Origin of the sequence: Streptosporangium sp. NPDC023963 (assembly GCF_040639135.1) — a bacterium.
In the GTDB taxonomy this organism is placed as follows: Bacteria; Actinomycetota; Actinomycetes; order Streptosporangiales; family Streptosporangiaceae; genus Streptosporangium.
Window position 1 is genome coordinate 1,091,930 of record NZ_JBEZZK010000001.1, and the last position, 24,460, is coordinate 1,116,389.

Annotated in this window: 25 protein-coding genes; 11 read left to right on the forward strand and 14 right to left on the reverse strand. The window is 71.3% G+C overall.

Annotated elements, in window-relative coordinates; all coding sequences use genetic code 11:
• Positions 1–3: 3 nt before the first annotated feature.
• The 3 genes from AB0F88_RS04625 to AB0F88_RS04635 are packed head-to-tail and all read left to right on the forward strand — an operon-like array spanning position 4 to position 2,449.
• Complete coding sequence (locus AB0F88_RS04625; RefSeq protein WP_362677325.1) at positions 4–882, forward strand: urease accessory UreF family protein; 879 nt, start codon at positions 4–6, stop codon at positions 880–882.
• Between the two features lie 27 nt (positions 883–909).
• Positions 910–1,578 (forward strand): urease accessory protein UreG, encoded by a 669-nt coding sequence (gene ureG, locus AB0F88_RS04630; RefSeq protein ID WP_362677327.1) that lies wholly within the window; start codon positions 910–912, stop codon positions 1,576–1,578.
• Between the two features lie 4 nt (positions 1,579–1,582).
• Entirely contained in the window at positions 1,583–2,449 is an 867-nt protein-coding gene (locus tag AB0F88_RS04635) for an urease accessory protein UreD (RefSeq protein WP_362677329.1), read from the forward strand.
• A gap of 98 nt (positions 2,450–2,547) precedes the next feature.
• On the opposite strand, the gene era is transcribed toward AB0F88_RS04635, so the two are convergent.
• From era to AB0F88_RS04670, 7 genes are all read right to left on the reverse strand, one after another.
• Positions 2,548–3,468 (reverse strand): GTPase Era, encoded by a 921-nt coding sequence (era, locus tag AB0F88_RS04640; RefSeq protein WP_362677331.1) that lies wholly within the window; start codon positions 3,466–3,468, stop codon positions 2,548–2,550.
• A gap of 17 nt (positions 3,469–3,485) precedes the next feature.
• Positions 3,486–3,818: a cytidine deaminase gene (locus tag AB0F88_RS04645; protein ID WP_362677333.1), complete on the reverse strand. Its 333-nt coding sequence runs from the start codon at positions 3,816–3,818 to the stop codon at positions 3,486–3,488.
• A gap of 193 nt (positions 3,819–4,011) precedes the next feature.
• Positions 4,012–4,536 carry a hypothetical protein gene (locus tag AB0F88_RS04650; RefSeq protein ID WP_362677335.1) on the reverse strand — a complete coding sequence of 175 codons (525 nt, stop codon included), beginning with the start codon at positions 4,534–4,536 and terminating at the stop codon, positions 4,012–4,014.
• Positions 4,537–5,067: 531 nt separating this feature from the next.
• Positions 5,068–6,369 (reverse strand): hemolysin family protein, encoded by a 1,302-nt coding sequence (locus tag AB0F88_RS04655; RefSeq protein WP_362677337.1) that lies wholly within the window; start codon positions 6,367–6,369, stop codon positions 5,068–5,070.
• Positions 6,366–6,848, reverse strand: a complete 483-nt coding sequence (ybeY, locus tag AB0F88_RS04660) for an rRNA maturation RNase YbeY (protein WP_362677339.1) — start codon at positions 6,846–6,848, stop codon at positions 6,366–6,368. The genes AB0F88_RS04655 and ybeY overlap by 4 nt, the downstream gene beginning before the upstream one ends.
• Before the next feature lie 132 nt (positions 6,849–6,980).
• Positions 6,981–8,048 carry a PhoH family protein gene (locus AB0F88_RS04665; RefSeq protein WP_362677341.1) on the reverse strand — a complete coding sequence of 356 codons (1,068 nt, stop codon included), beginning with the start codon at positions 8,046–8,048 and terminating at the stop codon, positions 6,981–6,983.
• 92 nt (positions 8,049–8,140) lie between these two features.
• The gene (locus tag AB0F88_RS04670) at positions 8,141–8,491 is read right to left on the reverse strand and encodes a histidine triad nucleotide-binding protein (RefSeq protein ID WP_362677950.1); all 351 of its coding nucleotides are present in this window, start codon (positions 8,489–8,491) and stop codon (positions 8,141–8,143) included.
• A 284-nt stretch (positions 8,492–8,775) separates the two neighbouring features.
• Here AB0F88_RS04670 and AB0F88_RS04675 point away from each other — a divergent pair, with 284 nt between their 5' ends.
• Both AB0F88_RS04675 and AB0F88_RS04680 read left to right on the forward strand, forming a co-directional pair.
• Complete coding sequence (locus tag AB0F88_RS04675) at positions 8,776–9,255, forward strand: SigE family RNA polymerase sigma factor (protein ID WP_043655278.1); 480 nt, start codon at positions 8,776–8,778, stop codon at positions 9,253–9,255.
• The gene (locus AB0F88_RS04680; protein WP_362677343.1) at positions 9,252–9,953 is read left to right on the forward strand and encodes a hypothetical protein; all 702 of its coding nucleotides are present in this window, start codon (positions 9,252–9,254) and stop codon (positions 9,951–9,953) included. The genes AB0F88_RS04675 and AB0F88_RS04680 overlap by 4 nt, the downstream gene beginning before the upstream one ends.
• A 302-nt stretch (positions 9,954–10,255) precedes the next feature.
• On the opposite strand, the gene AB0F88_RS04685 is transcribed toward AB0F88_RS04680, so the two are convergent.
• From AB0F88_RS04685 to hrcA, 3 genes are all read right to left on the reverse strand, one after another.
• Complete coding sequence (locus AB0F88_RS04685; RefSeq protein WP_362677345.1) at positions 10,256–10,987, reverse strand: 16S rRNA (uracil(1498)-N(3))-methyltransferase; 732 nt, start codon at positions 10,985–10,987, stop codon at positions 10,256–10,258.
• 138 nt (positions 10,988–11,125) lie between these two features.
• A complete protein-coding gene (dnaJ, locus tag AB0F88_RS04690) occupies positions 11,126–12,268 on the reverse strand; it encodes a molecular chaperone DnaJ (protein WP_362677347.1) in 1,143 nt (380 codons plus the stop codon).
• Positions 12,269–12,282: 14 nt separating this feature from the next.
• Positions 12,283–13,296: a heat-inducible transcriptional repressor HrcA gene (gene hrcA / locus AB0F88_RS04695; RefSeq protein WP_362677952.1), complete on the reverse strand. Its 1,014-nt coding sequence runs from the start codon at positions 13,294–13,296 to the stop codon at positions 12,283–12,285.
• 182 nt (positions 13,297–13,478) lie between these two features.
• Between hrcA and AB0F88_RS04700 the strand changes: the two genes are divergently transcribed.
• From AB0F88_RS04700 to AB0F88_RS04710, 3 genes are read left to right on the forward strand one after another with little or no spacing between them, the layout of a single operon-like run.
• A complete protein-coding gene (locus AB0F88_RS04700; protein ID WP_362677349.1) occupies positions 13,479–14,228 on the forward strand; it encodes a hypothetical protein in 750 nt (249 codons plus the stop codon).
• Between the two features lie 58 nt (positions 14,229–14,286).
• On the forward strand, positions 14,287–15,111 hold the full coding sequence (locus AB0F88_RS04705; protein ID WP_362677351.1) for a DUF3097 domain-containing protein: 825 nt from the start codon (positions 14,287–14,289) through the stop codon (positions 15,109–15,111).
• A 33-nt stretch (positions 15,112–15,144) separates the two neighbouring features.
• Entirely contained in the window at positions 15,145–15,816 is a 672-nt protein-coding gene (locus AB0F88_RS04710; protein WP_362677353.1) for a DUF4870 domain-containing protein, read from the forward strand.
• A 24-nt stretch (positions 15,817–15,840) separates the two neighbouring features.
• On the opposite strand, the gene hemW is transcribed toward AB0F88_RS04710, so the two are convergent.
• The gene (gene hemW / locus AB0F88_RS04715; protein ID WP_362677355.1) at positions 15,841–17,052 is read right to left on the reverse strand and encodes a radical SAM family heme chaperone HemW; all 1,212 of its coding nucleotides are present in this window, start codon (positions 17,050–17,052) and stop codon (positions 15,841–15,843) included.
• A 217-nt stretch (positions 17,053–17,269) separates the two neighbouring features.
• Positions 17,270–17,890 (reverse strand): hypothetical protein, encoded by a 621-nt coding sequence (locus tag AB0F88_RS04720; RefSeq protein WP_362677357.1) that lies wholly within the window; start codon positions 17,888–17,890, stop codon positions 17,270–17,272.
• A 497-nt stretch (positions 17,891–18,387) separates the two neighbouring features.
• On the opposite strand from AB0F88_RS04720, the gene AB0F88_RS04725 reads away from it, so the two are divergent.
• Positions 18,388–19,665 (forward strand): glycoside hydrolase family 18 protein, encoded by a 1,278-nt coding sequence (locus AB0F88_RS04725; RefSeq protein ID WP_362677359.1) that lies wholly within the window; start codon positions 18,388–18,390, stop codon positions 19,663–19,665.
• 255 nt (positions 19,666–19,920) lie between these two features.
• Here AB0F88_RS04725 and lepA read toward each other — a convergent pair whose 3' ends face one another.
• The gene (gene lepA, locus AB0F88_RS04730; protein WP_362677361.1) at positions 19,921–21,759 is read right to left on the reverse strand and encodes a translation elongation factor 4; all 1,839 of its coding nucleotides are present in this window, start codon (positions 21,757–21,759) and stop codon (positions 19,921–19,923) included.
• Positions 21,760–21,833: 74 nt separating this feature from the next.
• On the opposite strand from lepA, the gene AB0F88_RS04735 reads away from it, so the two are divergent.
• Positions 21,834–22,835: a hypothetical protein gene (locus tag AB0F88_RS04735; protein ID WP_362677363.1), complete on the forward strand. Its 1,002-nt coding sequence runs from the start codon at positions 21,834–21,836 to the stop codon at positions 22,833–22,835.
• A gap of 168 nt (positions 22,836–23,003) precedes the next feature.
• A complete protein-coding gene (rpsT, locus tag AB0F88_RS04740) occupies positions 23,004–23,276 on the forward strand; it encodes a 30S ribosomal protein S20 (protein WP_362677365.1) in 273 nt (90 codons plus the stop codon).
• Positions 23,277–23,438: 162 nt separating this feature from the next.
• Here the strand turns inward: rpsT and holA are convergent, their stop codons facing one another.
• Positions 23,439–24,410, reverse strand: a complete 972-nt coding sequence (gene holA, locus AB0F88_RS04745) for a DNA polymerase III subunit delta (protein WP_362677367.1) — start codon at positions 24,408–24,410, stop codon at positions 23,439–23,441.
• Positions 24,411–24,460 lie beyond the last annotated feature (50 nt).

Below are 24,460 nucleotides of genomic sequence, written 5' to 3' on the forward strand. Positions count from 1 at the left end.
CGCATGAACGCCGCGTTGCTGCTCCTGGCCGACTCCCGGCTGCCCGCCGGGGGTCACGGCCACTCCGGGGGCGCCGAGGAGGCGGTCAGGATCGGCGCGATCCACGACCTTCCCGGCCTCGCCGCCTTCCTGCGGGGCCGCCTGGCCACCGCGGGCCTGGTGACGGCCGCCCTCTCCGCCGCGGCCTGCGAGCTCGGCGCGGCCCACCTCTCCGCGGGCCCCCCGCCCCCGGCGGACGGCCCGCCGGCGGAGGTTCCCGCGCGGACGAACGGCGTCGCCCCCGCCCTCACTCCCGCGGACGGTCCCGCTCCCGCGAACGGCTCGTCCCCCCGTCCGGAGACGAGCCGTTCCGCGTGGGTACGGCTGGACGCGGAGGCCGACGCCAGGATCTCCTCTCCCGCCCAGCGGGAGGCGAGCCGCACGCAGGGAAGGCTGCTGCTGCGTACCTCGCGGAGGATCTGGCCCTCCCCGGTGCTCGACGCCCTGGCCGGGGCCGTGTCCCAGGGCGTCCACCACCCGCTCGCGCTCGGCGCGGTGGCGGCCGTGGCCGGGTGCTCCCCCGCCGAGGCCGCCCTCGCGGCGGCCTACACCTCCGTCACCGGACCCGCCACGGCGGCGGTGCGACTGCTGGGCCTCGACCCGGTCGCCGTCCACCGCCTGCTCGCCGACCTCGCCCCGGCCCTGGAACGGGTCGCGGCCACCGTCTCCACCGGGGAGACCCCGCGGTCGCGGAAGCCCTGGGAATCGCAGGAAGCGCAGGGGTCGTGGGAGTCGTGGGAGTCGTGGGAGTCGTGGGAGTCACTGCCCGCGCACGCCGCCCCCGCGCTCGACCTGCTCGCCGAACAGCACATCCGCGCAGATCTGAGGCTTTTCGTCTCCTGACGACCACCTGGAAGGACGGTGACCCCCATGGGCGCCAACCACGACGACCACCATCACGCCGCCGACCCTCACGGACGAGCGCTGCGCCTGGGCATCGGAGGGCCCGTCGGCAGCGGCAAGACCGCGCTGACCGCGGCCCTGTGCCGGACGCTCGGCCCCTCGATGCGCCTGGGCGTGGTGACCAACGACATCTACACCACCGAGGACGCCGACTTCCTGCGCAGGGCGGGCGTGCTCGACCCGGAGCGGATCGTCGCCGTGCAGACCGGGTGCTGCCCGCACACCGCCATCCGCGACGACATCGCGGCCAACCTCGACGCGGTGGAGACCCTGGAGGAGCGGTTCGGCCCGCTCGACCTGGTGATCGTGGAGAGCGGCGGGGACAATCTCACCGCGACCTTCAGCAGGGGCCTGGCCGACCGGCAGATCTTCGTGCTGGACGTGTCGGGCGGCGACAAGGTCCCGCGCAAGGGCGGCCCGGGCGTGACGACGGCCGACCTGCTCGTGGTCAACAAGACCGACCTGGCCCCGATGGTCGGCGCGGACCTCACGGTCATGTCGCGCGACGCGGCGGCCGTACGGGAGGGCAGGCCCGTGCTGTTCACCTCGATCAGGGAGGATCCGAGCGCGCACGCGATCTCCGAATGGGTCACCGGCCTGGTCGATTCCTGGTCCCACGAGCACTCCAACGCCTGATCCCATGCCCGTCACCGACTCCGTCCCGGCCCCCGGCCGCGCGCCCGCACCCGTCCACGACGACGCCCCCACGCCCGCACGGCCCGTACGGCCGGAGCCGGGGCCGGCCGGGCGGCGGTCGATGAGGGCGCGGGCGGCGATCGTCACCCGCCGGGACTCCGGCGGCCGGACCGTCCTCGCCACGATGCGTTCGGGCCCGCCGCTCACGGTGCGGGCGACCGCGCCGGGCCGGGTGCACCTGGTGTCCACCGCGGCGGGTCCGCTGGGCGGCGACGACCTGGCCCTCGACGTCGAGGTGGCGCCGGGAACCGCGCTGGAGGTGCGGTCGGTCGCGAGCACGCTGGTGCTGCCCGGCTCCGCGGGGGCCGAATCGGTGATGACGATCACGGCCAGGGTCGGCGCAGGCGCCTCGCTGCGGTTCGCGCCGGAGCCGACGGTGCTCGCGGCGGGCTGCCTGCACCGCACGGTCGTCCGGCTGGACCTGGCGGAGGACGCGCGGGTGCTCTGGCGCGAGGAGATCGTCTTCGGCCGGTACGGCGAGCGGCCGGGACGCTGCCACTCGCGCTTCGACGCCGTCCTCGGCGGGGTGCCGCTGCTCCGCCAGGAGTTCGTGGTGGGCGACCCGGAGATCGACGGCAGCTCCGCCGTCTACGGCGACGCCCGCTGCGTGGGCAGCACCCTGATCACCGGACGGGCGCCGGGGACGGTGGTCGGGGACGGCTGGGCCGTCCTCCCCCTGGCCGGCCCCGGCACCCTGGTCTCCGCACTCGGCCGGGACGCCGTCGAGCTGCGGCGACGGCTCCGGCACGGCGAGGAGGCGACCACCCTTGACGGCGCGGGGCCGGACTCCTGGTCGTGGAACCGCCCCTGAGGGGACGGAGCCGGGCGCTCAGTCATGGAACCGCCCCTGAGGGGACGGAGCCGGGCGCTCAGTCATGGAACCGCCCCTGAGGGGACGGAGCCGGGCGCTCAGTCGTAGAAGCCCAGGCGGCGGAGCTGCTTGGGGTCGCGCTGCCAGTCCTTGGCGACGCTGATGCGCAGGTCGAGGTAGACGCGGGTGCCCAGGAGCGCCTCGATCTGCTGGCGGGCGCGGCTGCCGACGTCCTTGAGCCGGGAACCCTTGTGCCCGATCACGATGGCCTTCTGGGACGGGCGCTCGACGAACATGTGCGCGTAGATGTCGAGGAGGTCGTCGCGGCCCTCTCTCGGCAGCATCTCGTCGACGACGACCGCGATCGAGTGCGGCAGCTCGTCGCGCACGCCCTCCAGGGCCGCCTCGCGGATCAGCTCGCCCACCAGCACCTGCTCGGGCTCGTCGGTGAGCTGCCCCCCCTCGTACAGCGGCGGGCTCTCCGGCAGGCGCTGGACCAGCACGTCGGCCAGCACGTCGAGCTGCTCGCCCGACTGCGCGGAGACCGGGACGATGTCGTCGAAGTCGGCGAGCTGGGAGATCGCGAGCAGCTGCGCGGCGATCTGCTCGCGGGTCGCCAGGTCGCACTTGGTCACCACGGCGACCACCGGGGTCTTCCTGATCCCCGCGAGCTTCTCCGCGATGAAACGGTCGCCCTTGCCGATGGGCTCGTTGGCGGGCACGCAGAAGCCGATCACGTCGACCTCGGTGAGGGTGGAGAGCACCAGGCTGTCGAGCCGCTCGCCCAGGAGCGTGCGGGGCCGGTGCAGGCCCGGCGTGTCGACGATGACGAGCTGGGAGTCGGGGCGGTGCACGATGCCGCGGATGGCCCGGCGGGTCGTCTGCGGCTTGGAAGAGGTGATCGCCACCTTCGTGCCGACCAACGCGTTCATCAGCGTGGACTTGCCGACGTTGGGCCGGCCGACGAAGCAGGCGAAACCGGCATGGAAATCAGCAGCTGAGGAACTCACGTCAACCATTGTCGCCGATGCCGGGCTCAGCTCTGACGCGGTGTCCCGTCGGGACCGGCCACGAGCACGGTCTCGCCGCCCAGTTCGCGGACCGCCCGCGTGTCGGCGTCGGAGGGACCGTCACCCGCCGTGACCAGCGCGGCGGCCTCCAGCGACTCCGCTCCGCTGGACACGGCCATCGCCACGGCCACCTGGAGCGCCGACAAGGTCAGCGACGGCAGTGCCACATTGGTCGCCGAGTAGGTCCGGCCGGTCTCGTCCCGCACGGCGGCCCCCTCGGCGGCACCGTTGCGGGCACGGGCGGAACGGGCCAGCACGATGATCTTCTTGTCCTCGGGATCGAGGGTCGCGTCACTCACGGCACAAGGGTATTCAGCTCCCGGCCCCCACGGCGACCCGGCCTCGCCCAGGCGGAGATCCACTTCGAACAGCGGCACCCCGGCGGCCGCACCCAGACGGTGCTCACCCGAACGGGGCTCACCCGGACGGTGACCTCCCAGAGGGTGACCCCTTCACCGGACGGTGGCCTCACGCAGCCCGGACGGTGACCTCTCACGCGCCGACCTCATCGACCAGCAGGCGTGCGAGCTGCCCGGTACGCGCGGCGTCGACGTCCCTGACCCCCGCGTGCACCAGCGAGATCAGGGTGTGGCCGCTGAGGGCGAACACCAGGTGGATCTCGTACGGGTATCCGTTCAGCCTGCCGTTCAGCCGCCTGGCCTGCACCCCGTCACCGACCGGGCCCAGGTCCAGATCGGAGACCCTGAAGGCGGTGCCGCGCCCGGCGACGGGGGCCCGCGCGACCGGGCAGCCGCCCAGCGCCTCGGCGAGCTCTCCGAAGTGGAGCGCCGCGTCGTCACCGCCGTAGGAGGCGAGGCCGAACCCGGCCAGTTCCCCGACCCCGTCGCCCTGGTAGGTCACGGCGGCCCGCGCTCCCAGCGCCCGCTTCGGCGGCCTGCCTCCGGCGGCGTCGAGGACGAGCCTGCAGTCCTCGTCGACGGCCTGGAAGGGGGCGCGCCAGCCGTTGCGCGGGCGGGCCGAGAACCCGTCCGGCAGGTCCCGCGCCTCGCTGAGCACCCCCCGCAGCCGGTTCAGCTCCGCGGCGCGGTCCGTGGTGCCGTCGGGCCCCGCGTCACCACCACACCCGACTGAAACACCCGATAAAAGCCCACATAACACCGCAAAAACGACAAAACTCGTTCCCCGTGCCATGAGCATTCCCCCGATGTCATGGGCGAGGCGTCCCATCCCCACCGACTCGCTTTCTTCCCCGTCGGCAAAAGCGGCAATCATCCAATAAACGCCTAAGGGTGCCCTCAACCGCATTTCACGGTCGAGAACACCCTTGAGCGAGTGACGCAGAACAGCCTCGGAGCCCTGCGTGACTCTGTCTCCCCCTGAAGCCGATCCCTCGCACCGCGAACCCCTCCGGGCGCCGGGACCTTCTCCACCGGCCCCCGCGCGACCGGGTGCCGTGAGAGGAGCATCGCGCGCCCCGCTTGCAGGAGGCTTGCGGGCGGCTTGGGAACGGATCGGCCCACCGGATCCGCCCACCTGGATCCACCCGTCCCGGGCGCTCCCCGGGCCACCACGGCGGCCCGGGAGCCCTCACTGGTCGGCGGAGGCCGAGACCGAGTCGGGCTCGGCGGGAACCGCCCTGGTGACGAGGACCGTACCGATCCGGTTGCGACGACCGGCGAGGCTCTCGGCCGTCAGGCTGAGCCCCTCGACCACCGCCTGGGAACCGGCGATCGGCACCCGGCCCAGCGCGTGCGCCAGCAGCCCGCCGACGGTCTCGACGTCGTCGACCTCCAGCTCGATGCCGAACAGGTCCTCCAGGTCGCCGACCGGGAGCCTGGCGGTCACCCGGACCGCGCCGCCCTCCAGCGGCTCCACCCTGGGCGCCTCCTGGTCGTACTCGTCGGCGATCTCACCGACGATCTCCTCCAGGATGTCCTCGATGGTGACCAGGCCGGCCGTGCCGCCGTACTCGTCGATGACGATGGCCTGGTGGATCTGGCGGGCCTGCATCTCGCGGAGCAGCTGGTCGATCGGCTTGCTCTCCGGCACGTAGGTGGCCGGGCGCATGAGGGACTCCACCGGCTCGGCGCGCCCCTCCTCACCGATGTCCTGCACCCGGCGCGCGATGTCCTTGAGGTAGGCGATGCCGATGACGTCGTCCTCGTTCTCGCCGACCACGGGGATCCGCGAGAAACCGCTGCGCAGGGCGAGCGACAGGGCCTGGTTCAGCGTCTTGCCGCGCTCGATGAACACCATGTCGGTACGGGGCACCATGACCTCGCGGACCAGGGTGTCGCCGAGCTCGAAGACCGAGTGGATCATCTCCCGCTCGTCGGGCTCGATGACCCTGCGCTCCTCGGCCAGGTCGACCAGGTCGCGCAGCTCGGCCTCGGAGGTGAAGGGCCCCTCGCGGAAGCCCTTGCCGGGCGTCACCGCGTTGCCGAGCAGGATGAGCAGCTTGGGCAGCGGCCCGAAGATCCGGGTCAGGCCGTAGACCAGGGGCGCGCTGGCGAGCGCGATCGGCTCCGCGTGCTGGCGGCCCAGCGTGCGCGGGGAGACCCCGACGATCACGTAGCTGACGACGATCATGACGGCCGCCGCGGCGGTGTAGGCCCAGCCCTGGTCACCGAGCCAGTCGATGAACAGCAGCGTGGCGATCACCGTGGCGACCAGCTCGCAGCTCAGCCGGAGCAGGAGCAGCAGGTTCAGGTAGCGCGGCGGGTCGGCGACGATGACCTGCAGGCGCTCCGCGCCCCGGCGGCCGTCGCGGACGAACTCCTCCGCGCGAACCCTTGAGATGCGGGTCAGGGCCGTCTCCGCGCTGGCGATCAACCCGCCGACCACGACGAGGACGACGGCCGAGAACAACCACCCGTTGGCGAAGTTCACCGCTGGGGGCGCACCTCCCGCCACGACTCCAGAAGCTCGGCCTGCAGGCCGAACATCTCCTTGTGCTCCTCGGGTTCGGCGTGGTCGTAGCCGAGCAGGTGGAGGATGCCGTGCGTGCACAGCAGCTCCAGCTCGGCCTCGGTGCCGTGCCCGGCCTCGGCCCCCTGTTTGGCGGCCACCTGCGGGCAGAGCACCACGTCGCCGAGGAGCGCCGGGTCGGTGGGCGCGTCGCCCTCCTGCCTGGCACCCGCGCCGGGACCGGGACGCAGCTCGTCCATCGGGAAGGCGAGCACGTCCGTGGGACCCGGCTCACCCATCCACTGCTCGTGCAGCACCGACATGGCCTCTTCGTCGACGACCAGGATCGACAGCTCCGCGAGCGGGTTGATGCCCATCCGCTCCAGCACGTGCCCCGCCAGCGAGACGATGAGCCCCTCGTCGATCTCGACGCCGGACTCGTTGTTGACCTCGACGCTCATCGGCCGTTCACCGCTCCCCGCCCGCCGCGCGACCGGTTCGTGCCACGCGACCCGATCCGCTTCCCGCGCCGGAGTCGCTCCGTGCTCATCGCTCGCCCACCGCTTCTCGACCGGCCGCCGGCCCGTCCACTCTCATGATCTCCCCCGGGGGCGCTGCTTGACCACGCCCTTGATCTGCTCCACCGCGCTGCTCTGGCGCTGCGTCTCGTCGTAGCGCCCGTATGCGTCCACGATGTCTCCCACCAGCTTATGCCGCACCACGTCGGCACTGGTCAGGCGACTGAAGTGGATGTCGGAGATGCCCTCGAGGATGTCCTGGACGACCCTGAGGCCGCTCTGGGTGCCGTTCGGCAGGTCGACCTGGGTGACGTCACCGGTGACGACGATCTTCGAGTTGAAGCCCAGCCTCGTCAGGAACATCTTCATCTGCTCCGGCGAGGTGTTCTGCGCCTCGTCCAGGATGATGTAGGCGTCGTTGAGCGTACGGCCGCGCATGTAGGCCAGGGGGGCGACCTCGATCGTGCCCGCGGCCATCAGCCTGGGGATCGAGTCGGGGTCGAGCATGTCGTGCAGCGCGTCGTAGAGCGGGCGCAGGTAGGGGTCGATCTTCTCGTAGAGCGTGCCGGGCAGGAAGCCCAGCCGCTCGCCCGCCTCGACCGCGGGGCGGGTGAGGATGATCCTGTTGACCTTCTTCTCCTGGAGGGCCTTCACCGCCTTCGCCATGGCGAGGTAGGTCTTGCCCGTGCCGGCCGGTCCGATGCCGAAGACGACGGTGAACTTGTCGATCGCGTCGACGTAACGCTTCTGGTTCACGGTCTTCGGGCGGATGGTCCGGCCCCGCGAGGAGATGATGTCCAGGGAGAGGACCTCGGCGGGCCGGTCGGAGGTCATCCGCAGCATGGCGATGCTGCGCTCGACCGCGTCGGCCGTGAGCTGCGCGCCCCCGCGGACGAGTTCGGACATCTCCTCGAAGAGCCGCACCACGGTGCTGCTCTCCTCGGGGCTGCCGGTGACGGTGATCTCGTTGCCCCGGACGTGGATGTCGGCGCGGAAGGCGCCCTCGATGACGCGCAACAGCTCGTCGCGCGAGCCCAGCAGGCTGACCATCGACTGATCGTCCGGAATAACCACCTTCGCCTGGGTCCGGCTGGCACCCCGGGACCTCGGCGGCGTTCTGCTGGAATCGTTTGTCTCGGACATGAGCGGGCCTTACGGCCTGTTCGCCTCCAGATATAGGCGCGGAACTTCAACGCCATGCTAGCCGCGATCGCCGGGATCGCGCCTACCGGTTTTCAGCCGGGCGGCCACTGCAGGCCGCGCCCGCCGAGCACGTGTCCGTGCAGGTGGAAGACGGTCTGGCCGGCACCGGGCCCGGTGTTGAACACCAGCCGGTAGCCCGACTCGGCGACCCCCTCGCGCAGGGCGACCTCGTGCGCGGCCTTGATCACCTCGTCGGCCAGGCCGTGGTCGGCGGCGGCCAGGGCCGCCGCGTCCCGGTAGTGACCCTTGGGGATCACCAGCACGTGGGTCGGCGCCTGGGGATTGACGTCGCGGAAGGCCAGCGCGCGATCGGTCTCGTAGACGATCTCCGCGGGAATCTCCTTGGCCACGATCCTGCAGAACAGGCAGTCGGCTTCGCTCACCATGACAGGCACCATACCGCCGAGGACGTTGCGAATCGGTGATGGTTCCCGTCCGCAAACAAAGATCCGCCCGGATATGGTGGGTGTGCAAAACTTCAACCACGACAGCCCTTTGCGCGCAGCAATATATGGCCGCCTGGCGAGGACACGACTGGGTCATGCCCCCTAATGAACCGGAAGAGCGTAAACCCTCTGGGAAGGCCAAGCGTCCCACTGATGTGACCACCGAGACCCTCGTGGCCGACAGGTCGCTCGGGGCGGTGCCCGTCGGATGGGATGCCGACATGGCCGTTACCGCGCTCTACAGCGCGCACTATCGGTCTCTTGTCCGTCTCGCCGTCTTACTCGTCCGCGACATGGCAACCGCGGAGGAGGTCGTGCAGGACGCGTTCGTCGCCATCCATGGCGCCTGGCGTCGACTGCGCGACACCGACAAGGCACTGGCCTACCTGCGACAGTCGGTCGTCAACCGATCACGTTCGGTGCTTCGGCATCGGGCGGTCGTCGAGAAGTACGCGCCCAAGGGCATGCCCGACGCGCCGAGCGCCGAGAACGGGGCGATCGGCGAGTTCGAGCGTTCCGCCGTCATCGAGGCGCTCCGCGGGCTGCCCGCACGCCAGCGGGAGGCCCTGGTGCTGCGCTACTACGGAGACCTGTCCGAGGCGCAGATCGCCCATGCGATGGGCATCAGCAAAGGCGCGGTCAAGAGCCACACGGCTCGCGGCATGGCCGCCCTACGAACCTCACTGGAGCAACTGTCATGACCGACTCCCCGGATGAGTACGGCGAGCTGCTTCGCCGCGCGCTCAGCGCGGAGGCGAACTCGGTCGTTCCCTCCCCGGACGGGCTGGAGGTGATCCGCGGACGCATCGAGCGGCGCGGGATCCGCCGGCTGGTGTGGTGGCGCGCCGGGGCCTCCGTCGCCGGCGCGGTCCTCGTCGCGGCGACCGTCGTCATGGTGGTTCCCCAGTTCCGCGAGGAGGTGGGCCGCCAGGTGAGGGTCGAGTGGATCAAGTTCGCCGAGTCGACCCCTCCCGTCGACGGGTCCGCCACCTCACGCCCCCCGGCGCCCTCCTCGCAGCCGCCGTCCGACCCCGCCCCGCTTCCGGCCGCCAGCAGGTCGGAGCCCGGCGCCACCATGCTCTCGCCGAGGCCCGCACCGTCCAGGAGCGCGGCGCCCAGCACGCGGCCCACCTCCAGGCCCAACCCGGCGACGACGGCTCCCAGGCCGACGCCGACACCGACGCCCACCTGCCCCACCCCCCTCGACAGCCCCACCGTCGAGCCCAGCGGGGTCTTCAGGAGGTGCGAGGAGATCGAGGCGACACCGACGCCGGCGAAGACGAGGCCGATTCCCTCGGAGAGCCCGTGCTCGCCCGACGAGTGCGCGCCCTCGGGCGACGCCTCGCCCCCCATGCCGACGGAGGCGAGCACCCCGATCCCGATCCCCACCCAGAGCTAGCGCGGTGACCGGTCACGGCGGACCCTGACCGGTTCTCTCCTCGTCACCCGCTCGCGGGGGGCGGGTTCCCGGGGCCTCACGGACCCCTCCCGGTGGTCTCACGCCTCCCGGGGCCTCACGACACCGCTTTCCGGAGCTCACGCTTCCCGGCGCCTCATCCTCCCGGGCCTCACGCCTCCCGGGGCCTCACGCTTCCCGGCGCCTCACGCTTCCCGGCGCCTCACGCTTCCCGGGGCCTTATGACACGGATTCGCCGGGACCGGCGACCGCCGAGGAGCGACCGGCCGCACCCCGGCGGGATGTCACCAGCGGCCACTGCGCGTCTGGAGCACCGCCGCCGCGACGACCCCGGCGGTCGAGGTGCGCAGCACCGTCGGCCCGAGCAGCGCCGGTACCGCCTTGGCCTCACGGAACGCGGCGATCTCCTCGCCCGAGACCCCGCCCTCGGGGCCGACCACCACGACGATGTCGCCGCCGGCCGGAAGGGGCAGGCCGGACAGCGGGGCGGCGGCCTCCTCGTGCAGCACCACACCCAGCGCCGCGGCCGACAGCAGGCCGGCGACCTTCGCGGTGGACGCGAGCTCCGTCACCTCCGGCAAATGGAAACGGCGCGACTGCTTGCCCGCCTCGCGTGCCGTGGACCGCCAGCGGGCCAGCGCCTTGGCCGCCCGCTCGCCCTTCCACTGGGTGACACACCTGGACGCGGCCCAGGGGACGATCACATCGACCCCCGCCTCGGTCATCATCTCCACGGCCAGCTCGCCCCGGTCGCCCTTGGGCAGGCCCTGGACCACGACCAGGCGCGGCGACGGCACGGGCACGTCGTGGCGGCGCAGCACCTCGACCCGGAGCGAGTCCCTGCCCGCCTCGGTCACCACGCACTCGGCGACGGAGCCCGCCCCGTCGGTCAGGTCGAGCCGCTCCCCCGCCCGCAGCCGCCGTACGGCCGCCGCGTGGCGCCCCTCGGGACCGCCGAAGACGAACTCCGGCCTGGCCAGGTCGGCGGGTTCGGCCAGGAAGACCGGGACGGTCATGGGCCATCGGAGCCGGACGGGCCGGGACGCCACGCCCCGGAGCCGGCCCGGCCCGGGTGACACGACCCCGGGACGGCCGCGGCGGGACGCTCCGGCCGGAGGTGAGCCCGGCCGCGGCGCGACCGGGCTCGGGCCGGGTCAGCGGCCATTGAAGGCGTCTCGCAGGCGGGAGAAGAAGCTCTGCTGCCCGGGGGCGAACTTGCCCGGCGGGCGCTCCTCGCCGCGGAGCCTGGCGAGCTCCTTCAGCAGCTCCTCCTGCTCGGCGTCGAGGCGGGCGGGGGTCTCCACGTTCACGTGGATCAGCAGGTCGCCGCGGCCGGTCTCGTTCAGGCGCTGCACGCCCCGCCCGTAGAGCGGGATCGTCTGCCCCGACTGCGTGCCGGGACGGATGTCGAGATCCTCGGCGCCGTCGAGCGTCTCCATGGTCAGGATGGTGCCGAGCGCGGCCGCGGTCATCGGGATCTGCACGGTGCAGTGCAGGTCGTCTCCGCGCCTCTCGAAGATCTCGTGGGGGCGCTCGACGATCTCCAGGAACAGGTCGCCGGGCGGGCCTCCGCCCGGGCCGATCTCGCCCTCGCCGGCGAGCTGGATGTGGGTGCCGTCCTCGACGCCGGCCGGGATGCGGACCTTGATGGTCCGCCGGGTGCGGACCCGGCCGTCGCCGGAGCACTCCTGGCAGGGGTTGCGGATGATCGACCCGAAGCCGCCGCACTGGGGGCAGGGGCGGGAGGTCATCACCTGGCCGAGGAAGGACCGGGTGACCTGGGACACCTCACCCCGGCCGTGACACATGTCACAGGTGTCGGGGTGGGTGCCGGCCGCGGCGCCCGAGCCCGTGCAGACCTCACAGACCACGGCGGTGTCGACGACCAGCTCGCGGGTCGTGCCGAAGCCCGACTCGCGCAGGTCGAGCTCGACCCGGATGGTGGCGTTGCGCCCGCGCCGGGCACGGGAGCGGGGACCGCGGCCACCGCCGCCACCCGCCGCGCCGAAGAAGGCGTCCATGATGTCGCTGAACGGGAAGCCGGCACCGAAGCCCCCGGCCCCCGCGCCGCCGCCCGAGGCGAACGGGTCGGCACCCATGTCGTACATCTGCCGCTTGCTGGAGTCGGACAGGACCTCGTAGGCCTGCGTGATCTCCTTGAAGCGTTCCTGGGTCTCGGGGTCGGGGTTGACGTCGGGATGCAGCTCGCGCGCCAGGCGCCGGTACGCCTTCTTGATCTCTTCCGCACTGGCGTCGCGGCGCACCCCGAGGGTGCCGTAGTAGTCGCTCTTAGCCACTTTTCGTTGACCTCTTATGATGCAGCCAGGATCTGGCTGACGTAGCGTGCCACCGCGCGCACCGCGCCCATCGTGACCGGGTAGTCCATTCGCGTCGGGCCCAGCACACCGAGCCGGGCCAGTTGCTTGTCCCCAGAACCGTATCCGGCGGCGACGATGGACGTGCCCTGGAGTCCGGTGTAGGGGTTCTCCGAGCCGATCCGCACGGTCAGCGCCGAAAGGTCGGAGGTCTCACCGAGCAGGCGCATGAGCACGACCTGCTCTTCCAGAGCCTCCAGCACGTCGCGGAGCCCGACGGTGAAGTCGGCTCCCGCGAGGTTGGCGGCTCCGGCAAAAACGATCTTCTCGTCGTGCCGGTCCACCAGGGACTCCAGCAGCACTGACAGGATAGTGGCAGCGAGCGGCCGGTCTTCCGGGGGCAGCCGCTCCGGCAGGTCGGCGACCTTGTCGGGGACGCTGGTGAGCCCGCACCCGTCGAGGGAGGCGTTGAGCATCGCGCGCAGATGGGCCACGCGCTGCTCGTCGACGACGTTGGGCAGCTCGACCACGCGCTGCTCGACCCTGCCGGTGTTGGTGATGAGCACGAACATCAGCCGGCGCTCGCTCAGCGGCACCAGCTCGACGTGCCTGACCGTCGAGTGGGTCAGCGTCGGGTACTGAACCACGGCGACCTGCCGGGTGAGCTGGGCGAGCAGCCGCACCGTCCGCATGACGACGTCGTCGATGTCCACCGCGCCCGCGAGGAAGCTCTCGATGGCCTTGCGTTCCGCGCTCGACAGGGGTTTCACCTGCGAGAGGCGGTCGACGAAGAGCCGGTAGCCCTTGTCGGTGGGCACCCGGCCTGCGCTGGTGTGGGGCTGGGCGATGTAGCCCTGCTCCTCCAGCACCGCCATGTCGTTGCGGATCGTCGCCGGGGACACCCCCAGGTTGTGCCGGTCCGCGAGGGCTTTCGAACCCACCGGTTCGTTGGTGGACACGTAGTCCTCGACGATGGCGCGGAGCACGGCGAGCTTGCGGTCGTCGACCAACGTGGTCACCTCCCTGCCTGCGTTCAGAGGGAAACACGAGGTTTGGCACTCTGTGTTCCCGAGTGCCAAGTGTACGGCCCCGGTGCGGAAGGCGCGATAAGCAAGAGCCGCGGATGATGACGGCAAGCCGTTGTCAAGTCAACTGCTATCGCGATCCAAGCGGCACCCACCAGAATTCGGGCATGTCCAACGATTTCGGTTCTTATCCGGGTGACGCCTCCCGCGGCCCCGGTCACGGCGGCCCCCAGCAGCCGTATGGCCAGCAGCAGTACGGCCAGCAGCCCCCTTCGTACGGTTACGCGCCTCCCGGTTACGGCGCCCCGCAGGGACCGCCGCCCCCCGCCGGGAAGATCAAGCCCGGCATCGGGTGGATCGTCGGTGTCTGGCTGCTCGCCCTGGTCAGCATCATCGTCGGCATCGGCGGCTTCGCCGGCGGCCTCATCGGCGTGGTCACCGACGCGGCCCCGACGCAGACCTTCGCTCCCGGCCAGGCCACGACGGTCACGATCGACCCGGCGGACAAGCCGGCGATCTACGTCGCCACGGGCGGGCCCACCAAGTTCGAGTGCACGCTGAAGGGCGGCACGGGCACCCCCAGGCTGCAGAAGCCGGACCTCCAGCAGACCGTCGCCGGGTCCGACGGCGTCACCTGGGAGATGGGCCTGCGGGTCGGCGTGGACCAGGCGGGCGACTACCAGGTCCAGTGTTCCGCCGAGCCCGCCGAGGGCACCAGGTTCGGCGTGGGCAAGGAACTCGCCGCCGAATCGCTGGTGGGCGGGGTGGTCGCCCTGTTCGTGATCCCCGGCGTCGGGATCCTGCTCGCCATCGTCGTGACGATCGTCGTACTGGTGAAGCGGAGCAACGCCCGCAAGCGCCGGGCCGCCGCGATGCCGGTGGGACAGTGGGGACAGCCGGGACCCTACGGCAGGTGACGGCGGCGTTTGCTAGCGTCCCACCTGATCCCCGGCGAGAGAGGGTGGGCGGTCGGTGATGTACGAGCGTGACGTTCTGGCGGGAGACTGGCGGCGCCCGCGCAGGGGGACGATCCCCCAGGTGCCCGCGGAGCTCGACCTGGTCGTCGAGGACGCCGACGGCGGCTTCTGCGGCGCCGTGGTGGCCTGCGACAAGGAGGCCGTCACCCTGGAGGACCGCTTCGGGCGCCGGCGGGTGTTCCCGCTGGAGCCGGCCGCGTTCCTCCTGGAGGGCAAGGTGGTGACGCTCGTACGGCCCGTCGCGGCACCGCGCGGTCCCCGGCGGAGCGCGTCGGGTTCCATCGCGGTGGAGGGCCTGCGGGCGCAGGTCGCCAAGGAGAGCCGGATCTACGTGGAGGGCGTGCACGACGCCGCGCTCGTGGAGAAGGTCTGGGGGCACGACCTGCGGGTCGAGGGGGTGGTCGTGGAATACCTGGAGGGGGTCGACCACCTGCCCTCGATCGTCGAGGAGTTCGGCCCGGGGCCGGGGCGGCGGCTGGGCGTGCTCGTCGACCACCTGGTCCCCGGTTCCAAGGAGAGCCGGATCGCCGCACAGGTCTCCTCCCCGCACGTGCTGATCGTCGGGCATCCGTTCGTGGACGTCTGGCAGGCGGTCAGGCCGCACGTGCTGAAGATCCCTTCCTGGCCGTCGGTGCCGCGCGGCGTGCCCTGGAAGGAGGGCGTCATCGCCGCGCTGGGCTGGAACGTGGAGCCCGGCGCCGCATGGCGCCACATTCTCGGATCGGTCACGACATATGCCGATCTGGAGCCCGAACTCCTCGGCCCCGTCGAGGAGCTGATCGACTTCGTGACGGTTCCCGGCGAGGACGGCCAAGCCGTCTGACCCGTCAGGGCCGTCACCCCATCAGGAGGGGACATGAGCGAGAACCCCGAGGACCCGCCGGGCGACGACCGGACGCGGCGCATCGGCGAGCCCCCGCCCGGCCACACGTGGCCGGGCCAGAGCGCCCCGCCCCCCGGCCAGGGCTACGGGCAACCCGGCCAGGGCTACGGACAGCCGAATCAGGGATACGGGCAACCCGGCCAGGGCTACGGACAGCCGAGTCAGGGGTACGGGGGCTACCCGCCGCCTACCTCCCCGTACGACGCGGGCGGCTACCAGAGCGGCCCCGCGGGCGGCCACCAGCCCGGACACCCCCAGTACGGCCCGTACGGCGCGGCACAGGGATACGGCTACCAGGCCCCGCCGGGCACGTACGGCCCGCGGCCCGGCAGCGACGACACCACCATGTCGATGCTCGCCCACCTGCTGGGGCTGCTGACCTCCTTCGTCGGGCCGCTGGTGCTCTATCTGGCGAAGAAGAACGAGTCGCCCTACGTGCGCGACCAGGCCGCCGAGGCGCTCAATTTCCAGCTCACGGTGCTGATCGTCTACTTCGTCTCCTGGGTCCTGGCGTTCGTGCTCATCGGTTTCGTGCTGATGTTCTTCCTCTGGGTCGCGTCGATCATCATGACGATCGTCGCCGCGGTGGCGGCCAACCGGGGAGAGAGATACCGCTATCCGATGAACATCCGCTTCGTCAGCTAACCTGTCCGGACCCGGGGCGGAGCCTCAGGTGAGGTCGCGGACCAGGGCGTCGGCCAGCAGGCGGCCGCGCAGGGTGAGCACCGCGCGGCCCGCCTTGAACGGCTCCACCTCCAGCAGGCCGTCGGCCAGCGCGCGGGCGACCACCGGGGGACGTTCCAGCTCCTCGAGCGGGAAGCCCCGGGCGAGCCGCAGCTCCAGCATCAGCCGTTCCACCGCCCGGTCCTGAGGGCCCAGCACCTCGCGCGCGTGCGCGGGCGAGGTGCCCGCGGCCAGGCGCTGAGCGTAGGCGGCGGGATGCTTGACGTTCCACCAGCGGGTGCCGCCGACGTGGCTGTGCGCCCCGGGGCCGACGCCCCACCAGTCGCCGCCGGTCCAGTAGAGCAGGTTGTGCCGGCAGCGTCCGGCCTCCGAGGTCGCCCAGTTGGACACCTCGTACCACTCGAACCCCGCCTCGGCCAGCATGGCGTCGGCGATCAGGTAACGGTCGGCGGCCACGTCGTCGTCGGGCATCGGGAGCTCACCGCGCCTGATCCTGGCGGCCAGCCTCGTCCCGTCCTCGACGATCAGCGAGTACGCGGAGACGTGGTCGGGGCCCGCCTCGATCGCCGCGGCCAGCGACGCGCGCCAGTCGTCGTCGCTCTCCCCGGGCGTGCTGTAGATCAGGTCGAGGTTGACGTGGTCGAACCCCGCCTCCCTCGCCTCCCGCACGGCCCGCGCGGGGCGGCCGGGGGTGTGGCGGCGGTCCAGCACCTGGAGCACGTGCTCGCGGGCGCTCTGCATCCCGAAGCTCATCCGGTTGAACCCGCCGGCGCGCAACTCCGCCAGGTAGGCGGGATCCACCGACTCGGGGTTGGCCTCGGTGCTCACCTCGGCGCCGGGGGCGAGCCCGAACTCCTCCTCGATCGCCCGCAGGATCCGTACGAGGTCTCCGGCGGGGAGCAGGGTGGGGGTTCCCCCGCCGAAGAAGACGGTCTCGACGGGGAGGTGCGCGGCGCCGAGATTGGCCCGCGCCCGCCGCACCTCGTCGACGGCGGTGTCCGCGTAGTCCTTCTGCGACGCGCCGGGACCGAGCTCGGACGCCGTGTAGGTGTTGAAGTCACAGTAACCACACCGGGTCACGCAGAAGGGGACGTGGACGTAGAAACCGAAGGGGCGCTCGCCGAGCCCGGCGAGCGCGCTCTCCGGGAGCTCGCCCGAGGCGGGCGCGGGGTCCCCGTCGGGAAGTGTGGATGGCACGCCCCAAGTCTGCCGCCTCCTCCGCGATGCCCGGTACGCCGGGGATCCGGGGCTCAGGGACGGCTGACGGCTCGAGGCTCGGGGACGCCGGACGGCTCGGAGCTCAGGGACGCCGGCGGAGGACCCCGGCCCCGCGGGCCTGTCCGATCGCCCCGGCCCCCGCGCCGCGGGCGGGAACCGCGCTCCGCCGGATCGCCTCCCGCGGCCCTCCCGGGCGTCAGATCTCGTGCTCGTCCCGCACCGGCAGGCCGTACCGCCGGGCGAGGGGGTTCCACAGCTTCAGAAAGGCCCGTTTGGCGGTGGTCGCCTCGCCGGAGAAGGCGAGACCGCGCCGGTAGTCGTCGTCGCCGCTCCAGGCGCGGCTGCACCCGGCCTCCTGGCGGGTCGCCCAGGCGAGGAACGCCTCGTCGGCGTTGAACGAGGCGTTCAGGGCCCTGGTGAGGCGCGCCTTGACCGCGTCGCCGCCGTCGAGCTCGCCGGTGCCCAGCGCGTCGACCTGGACCACCTGCTCGCGGCGGGCGGCGGTGATCCGCTGGAGCGTGGCGAGCCCGGTGGCGGTGCCCTCGCAGGAACGCAGCTGGTCGAGGGCCGAGCCGAGACCCGATCTGGAGCCGCCGCTGTCGGCGAGCAGGGCGTCGAGGACCCTGGCCTGGGTCTCGGCGTCCTGGGGCCCCTGGGGAGCGCGCCCCGCCGGGGGTGCCCCGGCCTCGGCCTCCGCCCGGTCGCCGGTCGTCGCCGCCCGGACGCCGCCCGCCACGGACGTCCCGCCGTCCCGCGGGGTGAGCCAGAAGGACCCCGCGGTGGCCAGCGACATCGCGAGGACCGTGGCCGTCGCCACCAGTGGCCAGACCTTGCGGTCCCCGCGGGGCGTCCGGTCCCGGCCACGGTCCGGCGGCGGTGCCGGAGCCCGGTCCCCCGCAGGGGGTCGCCAGGGCCGATCGTCCCGCTGGAGGGGACGCTCGTCCGGGGGGAGATGCTGCTGCCAGTCGGCGGGGTCCTGCCGCCACTCTTCCGGCGGGACCCTGGTCCCGCCCGCGGGAACGTCCCGCGAGGGTTGAGCCGGTGGAAACCGGGCCGGTGAGGACTGATCCAGCGGAGGTCGACCCCCCGTCGACGCCCCGCACCTGGGGCATCGCGACAGCCCGCTCACAGGGGTGCCACATCGGTTGCAGAACGCCTGCTGCTCCATGCCTTACCAAGTTAGCCGAAGCATCCCGCCGTCCACCGGTCAAAACGCCGTTGGCCGTTGACGGCCAGATCCCGCAGGTCTACGATCCGGGAAAACTTAAAGGAAAGTTTCCTATAAGTTACTTATTTCAAGCAGTGGAGAAGCCCGTGCAGAGACTCCTCCGTAAAGTGCTCGCGGCAGCCCTCGCCGCGGGTCTCGCGGCCGTGGCCGTGCCGGCCACGGCCCAGGCCCAGACCTCCCGGGAGCACGGTGACCGCTACAAGCGGGTCGCCTACTTCATCCAGTGGGGCGTCTACGGCCGCAACTACCACGTCAAGGACATGGAGACCAGCGGCGCCGCCGCCAAGCTGACCCACATCAACTACGCCTTCGGCTTCGTCAACGCCGGGGGCGACTGCTACTCCCCCGACCCGTGGGCCGACTGGCAGCGCCCGGTCCCCGCCGAGCAGAGCGTGGACGGCGTCGCCGACGCCGAGGGCCAGGCGCTGAACGGCAACCTGAACCAGCTGAAGAAGCTCAAGGCCAAGCACCCCGGTCTCAAGGCGCTGATCTCCCTCGGCGGCTGGACCGGTTCGAAGTACTTCTCCGACGCGGTGCTGACCCCCGAGGGCCGCGCCAAGCTGGCCTCCTCCTGCATCGACCTGTGGCTCAAGGGCAACCTGCCCGGCACCGCGGCCGGTACCGGGGCGGGCGTGTTCGACGGCATCGACCTCGACTGGGAGTGGCCCGGTTCCTCCGGCGAGGTCGGCAACATCATCCGTCCCGAGGACAAGCGGAACTTCACCCTGTTCGTCACCGAGCTCCGCCGCCAGATGAACGAGTTCGACCGGCGCACCGAGCTGACCGCCTTCCTGCCCGCCGCCGCCGCGAAGATCGACGCGGGCTTCGAGGTCCGCGACGTCTTCAGGCAGCTCACCTTCGCCACCATCCAGGGCTATGACCTGCACGGCTCGTGGGAGACCGTCACCGGCCACAACGGCAACCTGTTCAACGACCGGCGCGACCCCCACCCGGTGAAGTACAGCGTGGACCAGACCGTCCGCGACTACCTGACGCGCGGCGCGCCCGCCAAGAAGATCGTGGTGGGCGTACCGGCGTACGGCCAGGGCTGGACCGGCGTCACCGGCGGGAAGAACGGCCTGTACGGCACCGCCACCGGGCCCGCTCCCGGCACCTTCGCCGCCGGAAGCGAGGACTACAAGATCCTCGTGAACAAGCCGGGCAAGCGCTACCGCGACCTGCTGACCGGGTCCGTGTGGCTCTACGACGGCAACGAGTTCTGGTCCTACGACGACCCGGCCTCGCTGCTCCAGAAAGCGGCCTACATCCGCCTGAAGGGCCTCGGCGGCTCGATGATGTGGTCCATCGACCAGGACGACACCAAGGCGTCGCTCACCTCGGCGCTCTACAGCGTCCTGCGCTGAGCGCCCCCCTCATACCGGGCGAGGCCGCAGGATCTGGGTCACCTGCGGCCTCGCCCGCACGTTTTCCCTCCCCGGGCACTCTGCCCCCGGGCGCCGTTCACAACCCGGCCCCGGGCGCCGTTCGCACCCGTTCCCCGGGCGCCGTTCACACCCGGCCGAGCCGGTGCGGGGGCGGTCCGGAGCGGACCGAGCCGGTCGCGGGGCGGGCCCGGGCCGGCCTGGGGGGAGCGCCTACTTCTTGGCCTTGGGGAGCGCCTACTTCTTGGCCTTGTCCGTGGAGGACTCGGTGGACAGCGCGGCGACGAACGCCTCCTGGGGCACCTCGACGCGGCCGACCATCTTCATCCGCTTCTTGCCCTCCTTCTGCTTCTCCAGCAGCTTGCGCTTGCGGGAGATGTCGCCGCCGTAGCACTTGGCGAGGACGTCCTTGCGGATGGCGCGGATGTTCTCCCGGGCGATGACCCGGGCGCCGATGGCCGCCTGGATCGGCACCTCGAACTGCTGCCTGGGGATGAGCTCGCGCAGCTTCTTGGCCATCTCGACCCCGTAGGCGTACGACTTCTCCCGGTGGACGATGGCGCTGAAGGCGTCCACGGCCTCGCCCTGGAGCAGGATGTCGACCTTGACCAGGTCCGACTCCTGCTCGCCCGAGGGCTCGTAGTCCAGCGAGGCGTAGCCGCGCGTACGGGACTTGAGCTGGTCGAAGAAGTCGAAGATGATCTCACCGAGCGGCATGGTGTAGCGGATCTCGACGCGGTCCTCGGACAGGTAGTCCATGCCCTGCAGGTTGCCCCGGCGGTTCTGGCAGAGCTCCATGATGGCGCCGATGAACTCCGAGGGGACGAGCACGGTCGTCTTGACCATCGGCTCGAAGACCTTCTCCACCTTGCCGGTGGGGAACTCCGAGGGGTTGGTGACGACGACCTCCTTGCCGTCCTCCATGATCACCCGGTAGACCACGTTGGGCGCGGTGGAGATGAGCGAGAGGTTGAACTCGCGCTCCAGCCGCTCGCGGACGATCTCCATGTGGAGCAGGCCGAGGAAGCCGCAGCGGAATCCGAAGCCCAGGGCCGCGGAGGTCTCCGGCTCGTAGTCCAGGGCGGCGTCGTTGAGCTGGAGCTTGTCCAGGGCCTCGCGAAGGTCGGGGTAGTCGTCACCGTCGATCGGATACAGGCCGGAGAAGACCATGGGCTTGGGGTGCTCGTAGCCACTGAGCGCCTTGAGGGCCGGACGCGTCACGGAGGTCACCGTGTCGCCGACCCGCGACTGGCGGACGTCCTTCACGCCGGTGATCAGGTAGCCCACCTCGCCGACGCCGAGCCCCTTATCGGCGATCTTCGGCTCGGGCGAGATGACGCCGATCTCCAGCGTCTCGTGGGCCGCGGTGGTGGACATCATCAGGATGCGCTCGCGCTTGCCCAGGTGACCGTCCATCACCCGGACGTACGTGATCACGCCGCGGTAGGTGTCGTACACCGAGTCGAAGATCAGCGCGCGGGCGGGCGCGTCGGCGTCGCCGACCGGGGCCGGGACGCTCGCCACCACGTGGTCCAGCAGCTCGCGGACCCCGATGCCGGTCTTGCCGGAGACCTTCAGCACGTCCTCCGGCTCGCAGCCGATGAGGTGGGCGATCTCCGCGGCGTACTTCTCCGGCTGGGCGGCGGGCAGGTCGATCTTGTTGAGCACCGGGATGATCGTCATGTCGTTGTTCATGGCCAGGTAGAGGTTGGCCAGGGTCTGCGCCTCGATGCCCTGCGCGGCGTCGACCAGCAGGATCGCGCCCTCGCACGCCTGGAGCGACCGGGAGACCTCGTAGGTGAAGTCGACGTGCCCGGGGGTGTCGATCATGTTGAGGACGTAGTCGGTGTCCCCGACCTTCCACGGCAGCCTGACCGCCTGCGACTTGATCGTGATGCCGCGCTCGCGCTCGATATCCATCCGGTCGAGATACTGGGCGCGCATGGAACGGTCGTCGACCACTCCGGTGATCTGCAGCATTCGGTCGGCGAGCGTCGACTTGCCATGGTCGATATGCGCGATGATGCAGAAGTTGCGGAGCACAGCGGGGTCGGTCTGGCCAGGCTGAATGCGCACCGGGGTCCGTTTCAACAGATTGATGACGATCACACGGCTGGCATGCCAGCCGTCTTCCATGGTGACATGTCCGGGTGATTGCCCGGACCAGAGCACGGCGCGGCCTGCGGTTCCTCGCTATGGTGGCGGCCCTGCTCCTCGCGCTTCCAGGGGTGGCCGTGGCCACCCTCACCCTGCAGTTTACCGGGACACCCGCCCCATGGGCGAAGACGACCGGCCACGACGCCCTGTGGCTGGGCCACGCGTGGGTCGACGGCCGCAAGACGGCCGACGACGTGCGCACCCTCGCCGCCCGGCTGCGGAAGACCGGGATCAAGGACGTGTACGTCCATTCTGGCCCGTTCGACCCGGACGGGACACTACCTGTCAGCAAATATCCGAAGGCGGCCGACTTCCTGAAGTGGTGGCGTGAGGAACTCCCCAAGGTCAGGGTGTCGGCCTGGCTCGGCCAGAAGGTCGACGGAGTCCTGGACCTCGACGACGCGGCCTCCAGGCAGCGCGTGCTGGACGGCGCCCGCGCGATCACGGCGCTCGGCTTCGACGGCGTCCACTACAACTTCGAGCCGATCGGCGACGGCGACACCGACTTCCTCGACCTGCTGACCCGGACCCGCGCGATCGTGGGCGGCGGCCTGCTCTCCACCTCGACCCCGCAGATCGAGCCGTTCCCGCTCGTCCGCCCGGCCGCGCGCGCCGCCATCGGCCACGACAAGTACTGGTCACCCGACTACTTCCGCCAGGTGGCGAAGCTCACCGACCAGGTTGCGATCATGACCTACGACTCCTACCTCCCCTTCCCCTCCGTCTACGGCGGATACGTCGTACGGCAGGGCTCGCTGGCGCTGGAGCTCGTCCCCGAGGAGAAGACGGTGCTGATCGGCGCCCCGGCCTATCACGACCACAACGTCTCCTGGGCCGACGCGGCCGAGAGCGTCGAGAAGGCGGCCAGGGGCGCCCGGCTGGCACTGACCTCGTACGGCAAACCACGCGAGCGGTTCGGTCTGGCGCTCTACGTCGACTTCGCCGCCACCAAGGAGGACTGGGCGGAGTACGAGAAGTTCTGGTTCAAGCCGTGAGCATTCCGGTCCGAGCCATCGCGACCACACGCTAAACTGATCAGGCATCCTTCTGCCCGGCCTGTTGATTTGAGTGTCGGCCATGGCAGTTGGTAGCCTAGTCAACTGCGTGTGGCGCGCCCTCTCTGCCCGCGCGCCCCATCCAACGACATTCACCGAGGCTTCTTCGTGGCGAACATCAAGTCCCAGATCAAGCGCAACCGGCAGAACGAGAAGGCCCGGCTGCGTAACAAGGCTGTCAAGTCTTCCCTGAAGACGGCCATCCGCAAGTTCCGCGAGGCCGCCGACCAGGGTAACGTCGAAGAGGCCGTCGTGCTGCAGCGCGCCGCCTCCCGCCAGCTGGACAAGGCAGCCAGCAAGGGCGTGATCCACCGGAACCAGGCCGCCAACCGCAAGTCGGCGATCGCCCAGCGCGCCGCCGCCCTGTCGGTCGCCAAGTAGCTCCACGTTTCGCGAACGCCGCACCCCTCGGGGATGCGGCGTTCTTGCGTTTCAGGCCGGCTTCCCCCGGTGCGCCCGACACCACCTTCTCCCGGTGCGCCGACCTTCCCTCGGTGCGCCCGACACCACGTCTTGCGTCTCAGGCCGGCTCTCCCGGAACGCCTAACGCCCCGTGCGACTGGCGACCACGGTCTGGACCATGTGCTCCAGCGCGTACGCGGGGTCGGCTCCGCCGCCCTTCACCTGCGCGTCGGCGGTGGCGGCGGCCTGGATCGCGCGGGCGAGACCCTCGGGGCCCCAGCCGTTCAGTTGCCGCTGGACCCGGTCGATCTTCCAGGGTGGCATGCCGAGATGGCTGGCGAGCTGGCCGCCCCGGAGGTTGCGGGGCGCGCCTCCCACCTTGGCCAGCGAGCGCAGGCCCCCGGCGAGCGCGCTCACCAGCAGGACCGGTGCCGTACCGGTCGAGAGCGCCCAGCGCAGCTGCTCCAGGGCGTCGCCCAGCCGTCCCTCGACGGCCGAGTCGGCCACGGTGAACCCGCTGACCTCGGCCCTGCCCCGGTGGTAGCGCGCGACGGCGGCCTCGTCGATCGTCTTGCCGGGGGTGTCGAAGGCGAGCTGGCTGCACGCCGCGGCCAGCTCGCGCAGGTCGTTGCCCACGGCGTCGAGGAGCGCGGCGGCGGCGTCGGCCCCGATGGTGCGTCCGGCCCGCTTCAGCTCCGCCTTGACGAACGCCAGGCGCTCGGCCGGTTTGGTCACCTTGGTGACGGAGACCACCTGGGCTCCGGCCTTCTTGACCCCGTCGACCAGGGCCTTCCCCTTGACGCCTCCCGGGTGGACGAGGACCAGCACGGTCTCGTCCGCCGGGTGGGCCGCGTAGGAGACGACCTCGGCGATGACGTCCTTGCCGAGGTCCTGGGCCGAGCGGACGACCACCACGGACCTGTCGCCGAACAGTGAGGGCGACGTCATGCGGGTGAGCTCTCCGAGCTCCATCTTCGAGCCGGGCAGATCGTGCACCTCGGCGGTCGGATCGGCGGCCTTGGCCGCCGAGGTCACCTCGCTCACCGCGCGGTCGGCCAGGAGTTCCTCGTCGCCGAGTATCAGGATCACGGGTGCCGGATCGGTTGCCGCCATGACGAGCAGCATGCCACGTCCCGGCGACCGGGTGAGCCGTCGGCAAGTCG

Bases quoted from the DNA above. Each gene is read 5' to 3' on its own strand.
- AB0F88_RS04625 (WP_362677325.1), top strand. From the start codon at position 4: ATGAACGCCGCGTTGCTGCTCCTGGCCGACTCCCGGCTGCCCGCCGGG.
- ureG (WP_362677327.1), top strand. From the start codon at position 910: ATGGGCGCCAACCACGACGACCACCATCACGCCGCCGACCCTCACGGA.
- AB0F88_RS04635 (WP_362677329.1), top strand. From the start codon at position 1,583: ATGCCCGTCACCGACTCCGTCCCGGCCCCCGGCCGCGCGCCCGCACCC.
- era (WP_362677331.1), bottom strand. From the start codon at position 3,468: ATGGTTGACGTGAGTTCCTCAGCTGCTGATTTCCATGCCGGTTTCGCC.
- ybeY (WP_362677339.1), bottom strand. From the start codon at position 6,848: ATGAGCGTCGAGGTCAACAACGAGTCCGGCGTCGAGATCGACGAGGGG.
- AB0F88_RS04665 (WP_362677341.1), bottom strand. From the start codon at position 8,048: ATGTCCGAGACAAACGATTCCAGCAGAACGCCGCCGAGGTCCCGGGGT.
- AB0F88_RS04675 (WP_043655278.1), top strand. From the start codon at position 8,776: ATGGCCGTTACCGCGCTCTACAGCGCGCACTATCGGTCTCTTGTCCGT.
- AB0F88_RS04680 (WP_362677343.1), top strand. From the start codon at position 9,252: ATGACCGACTCCCCGGATGAGTACGGCGAGCTGCTTCGCCGCGCGCTC.
- AB0F88_RS04685 (WP_362677345.1), bottom strand. From the start codon at position 10,987: ATGACCGTCCCGGTCTTCCTGGCCGAACCCGCCGACCTGGCCAGGCCG.
- AB0F88_RS04700 (WP_362677349.1), top strand. From the start codon at position 13,479: ATGTCCAACGATTTCGGTTCTTATCCGGGTGACGCCTCCCGCGGCCCC.
- AB0F88_RS04705 (WP_362677351.1), top strand. From the start codon at position 14,287: ATGTACGAGCGTGACGTTCTGGCGGGAGACTGGCGGCGCCCGCGCAGG.
- AB0F88_RS04710 (WP_362677353.1), top strand. From the start codon at position 15,145: ATGAGCGAGAACCCCGAGGACCCGCCGGGCGACGACCGGACGCGGCGC.
- holA (WP_362677367.1), bottom strand. From the start codon at position 24,410: ATGGCGGCAACCGATCCGGCACCCGTGATCCTGATACTCGGCGACGAG.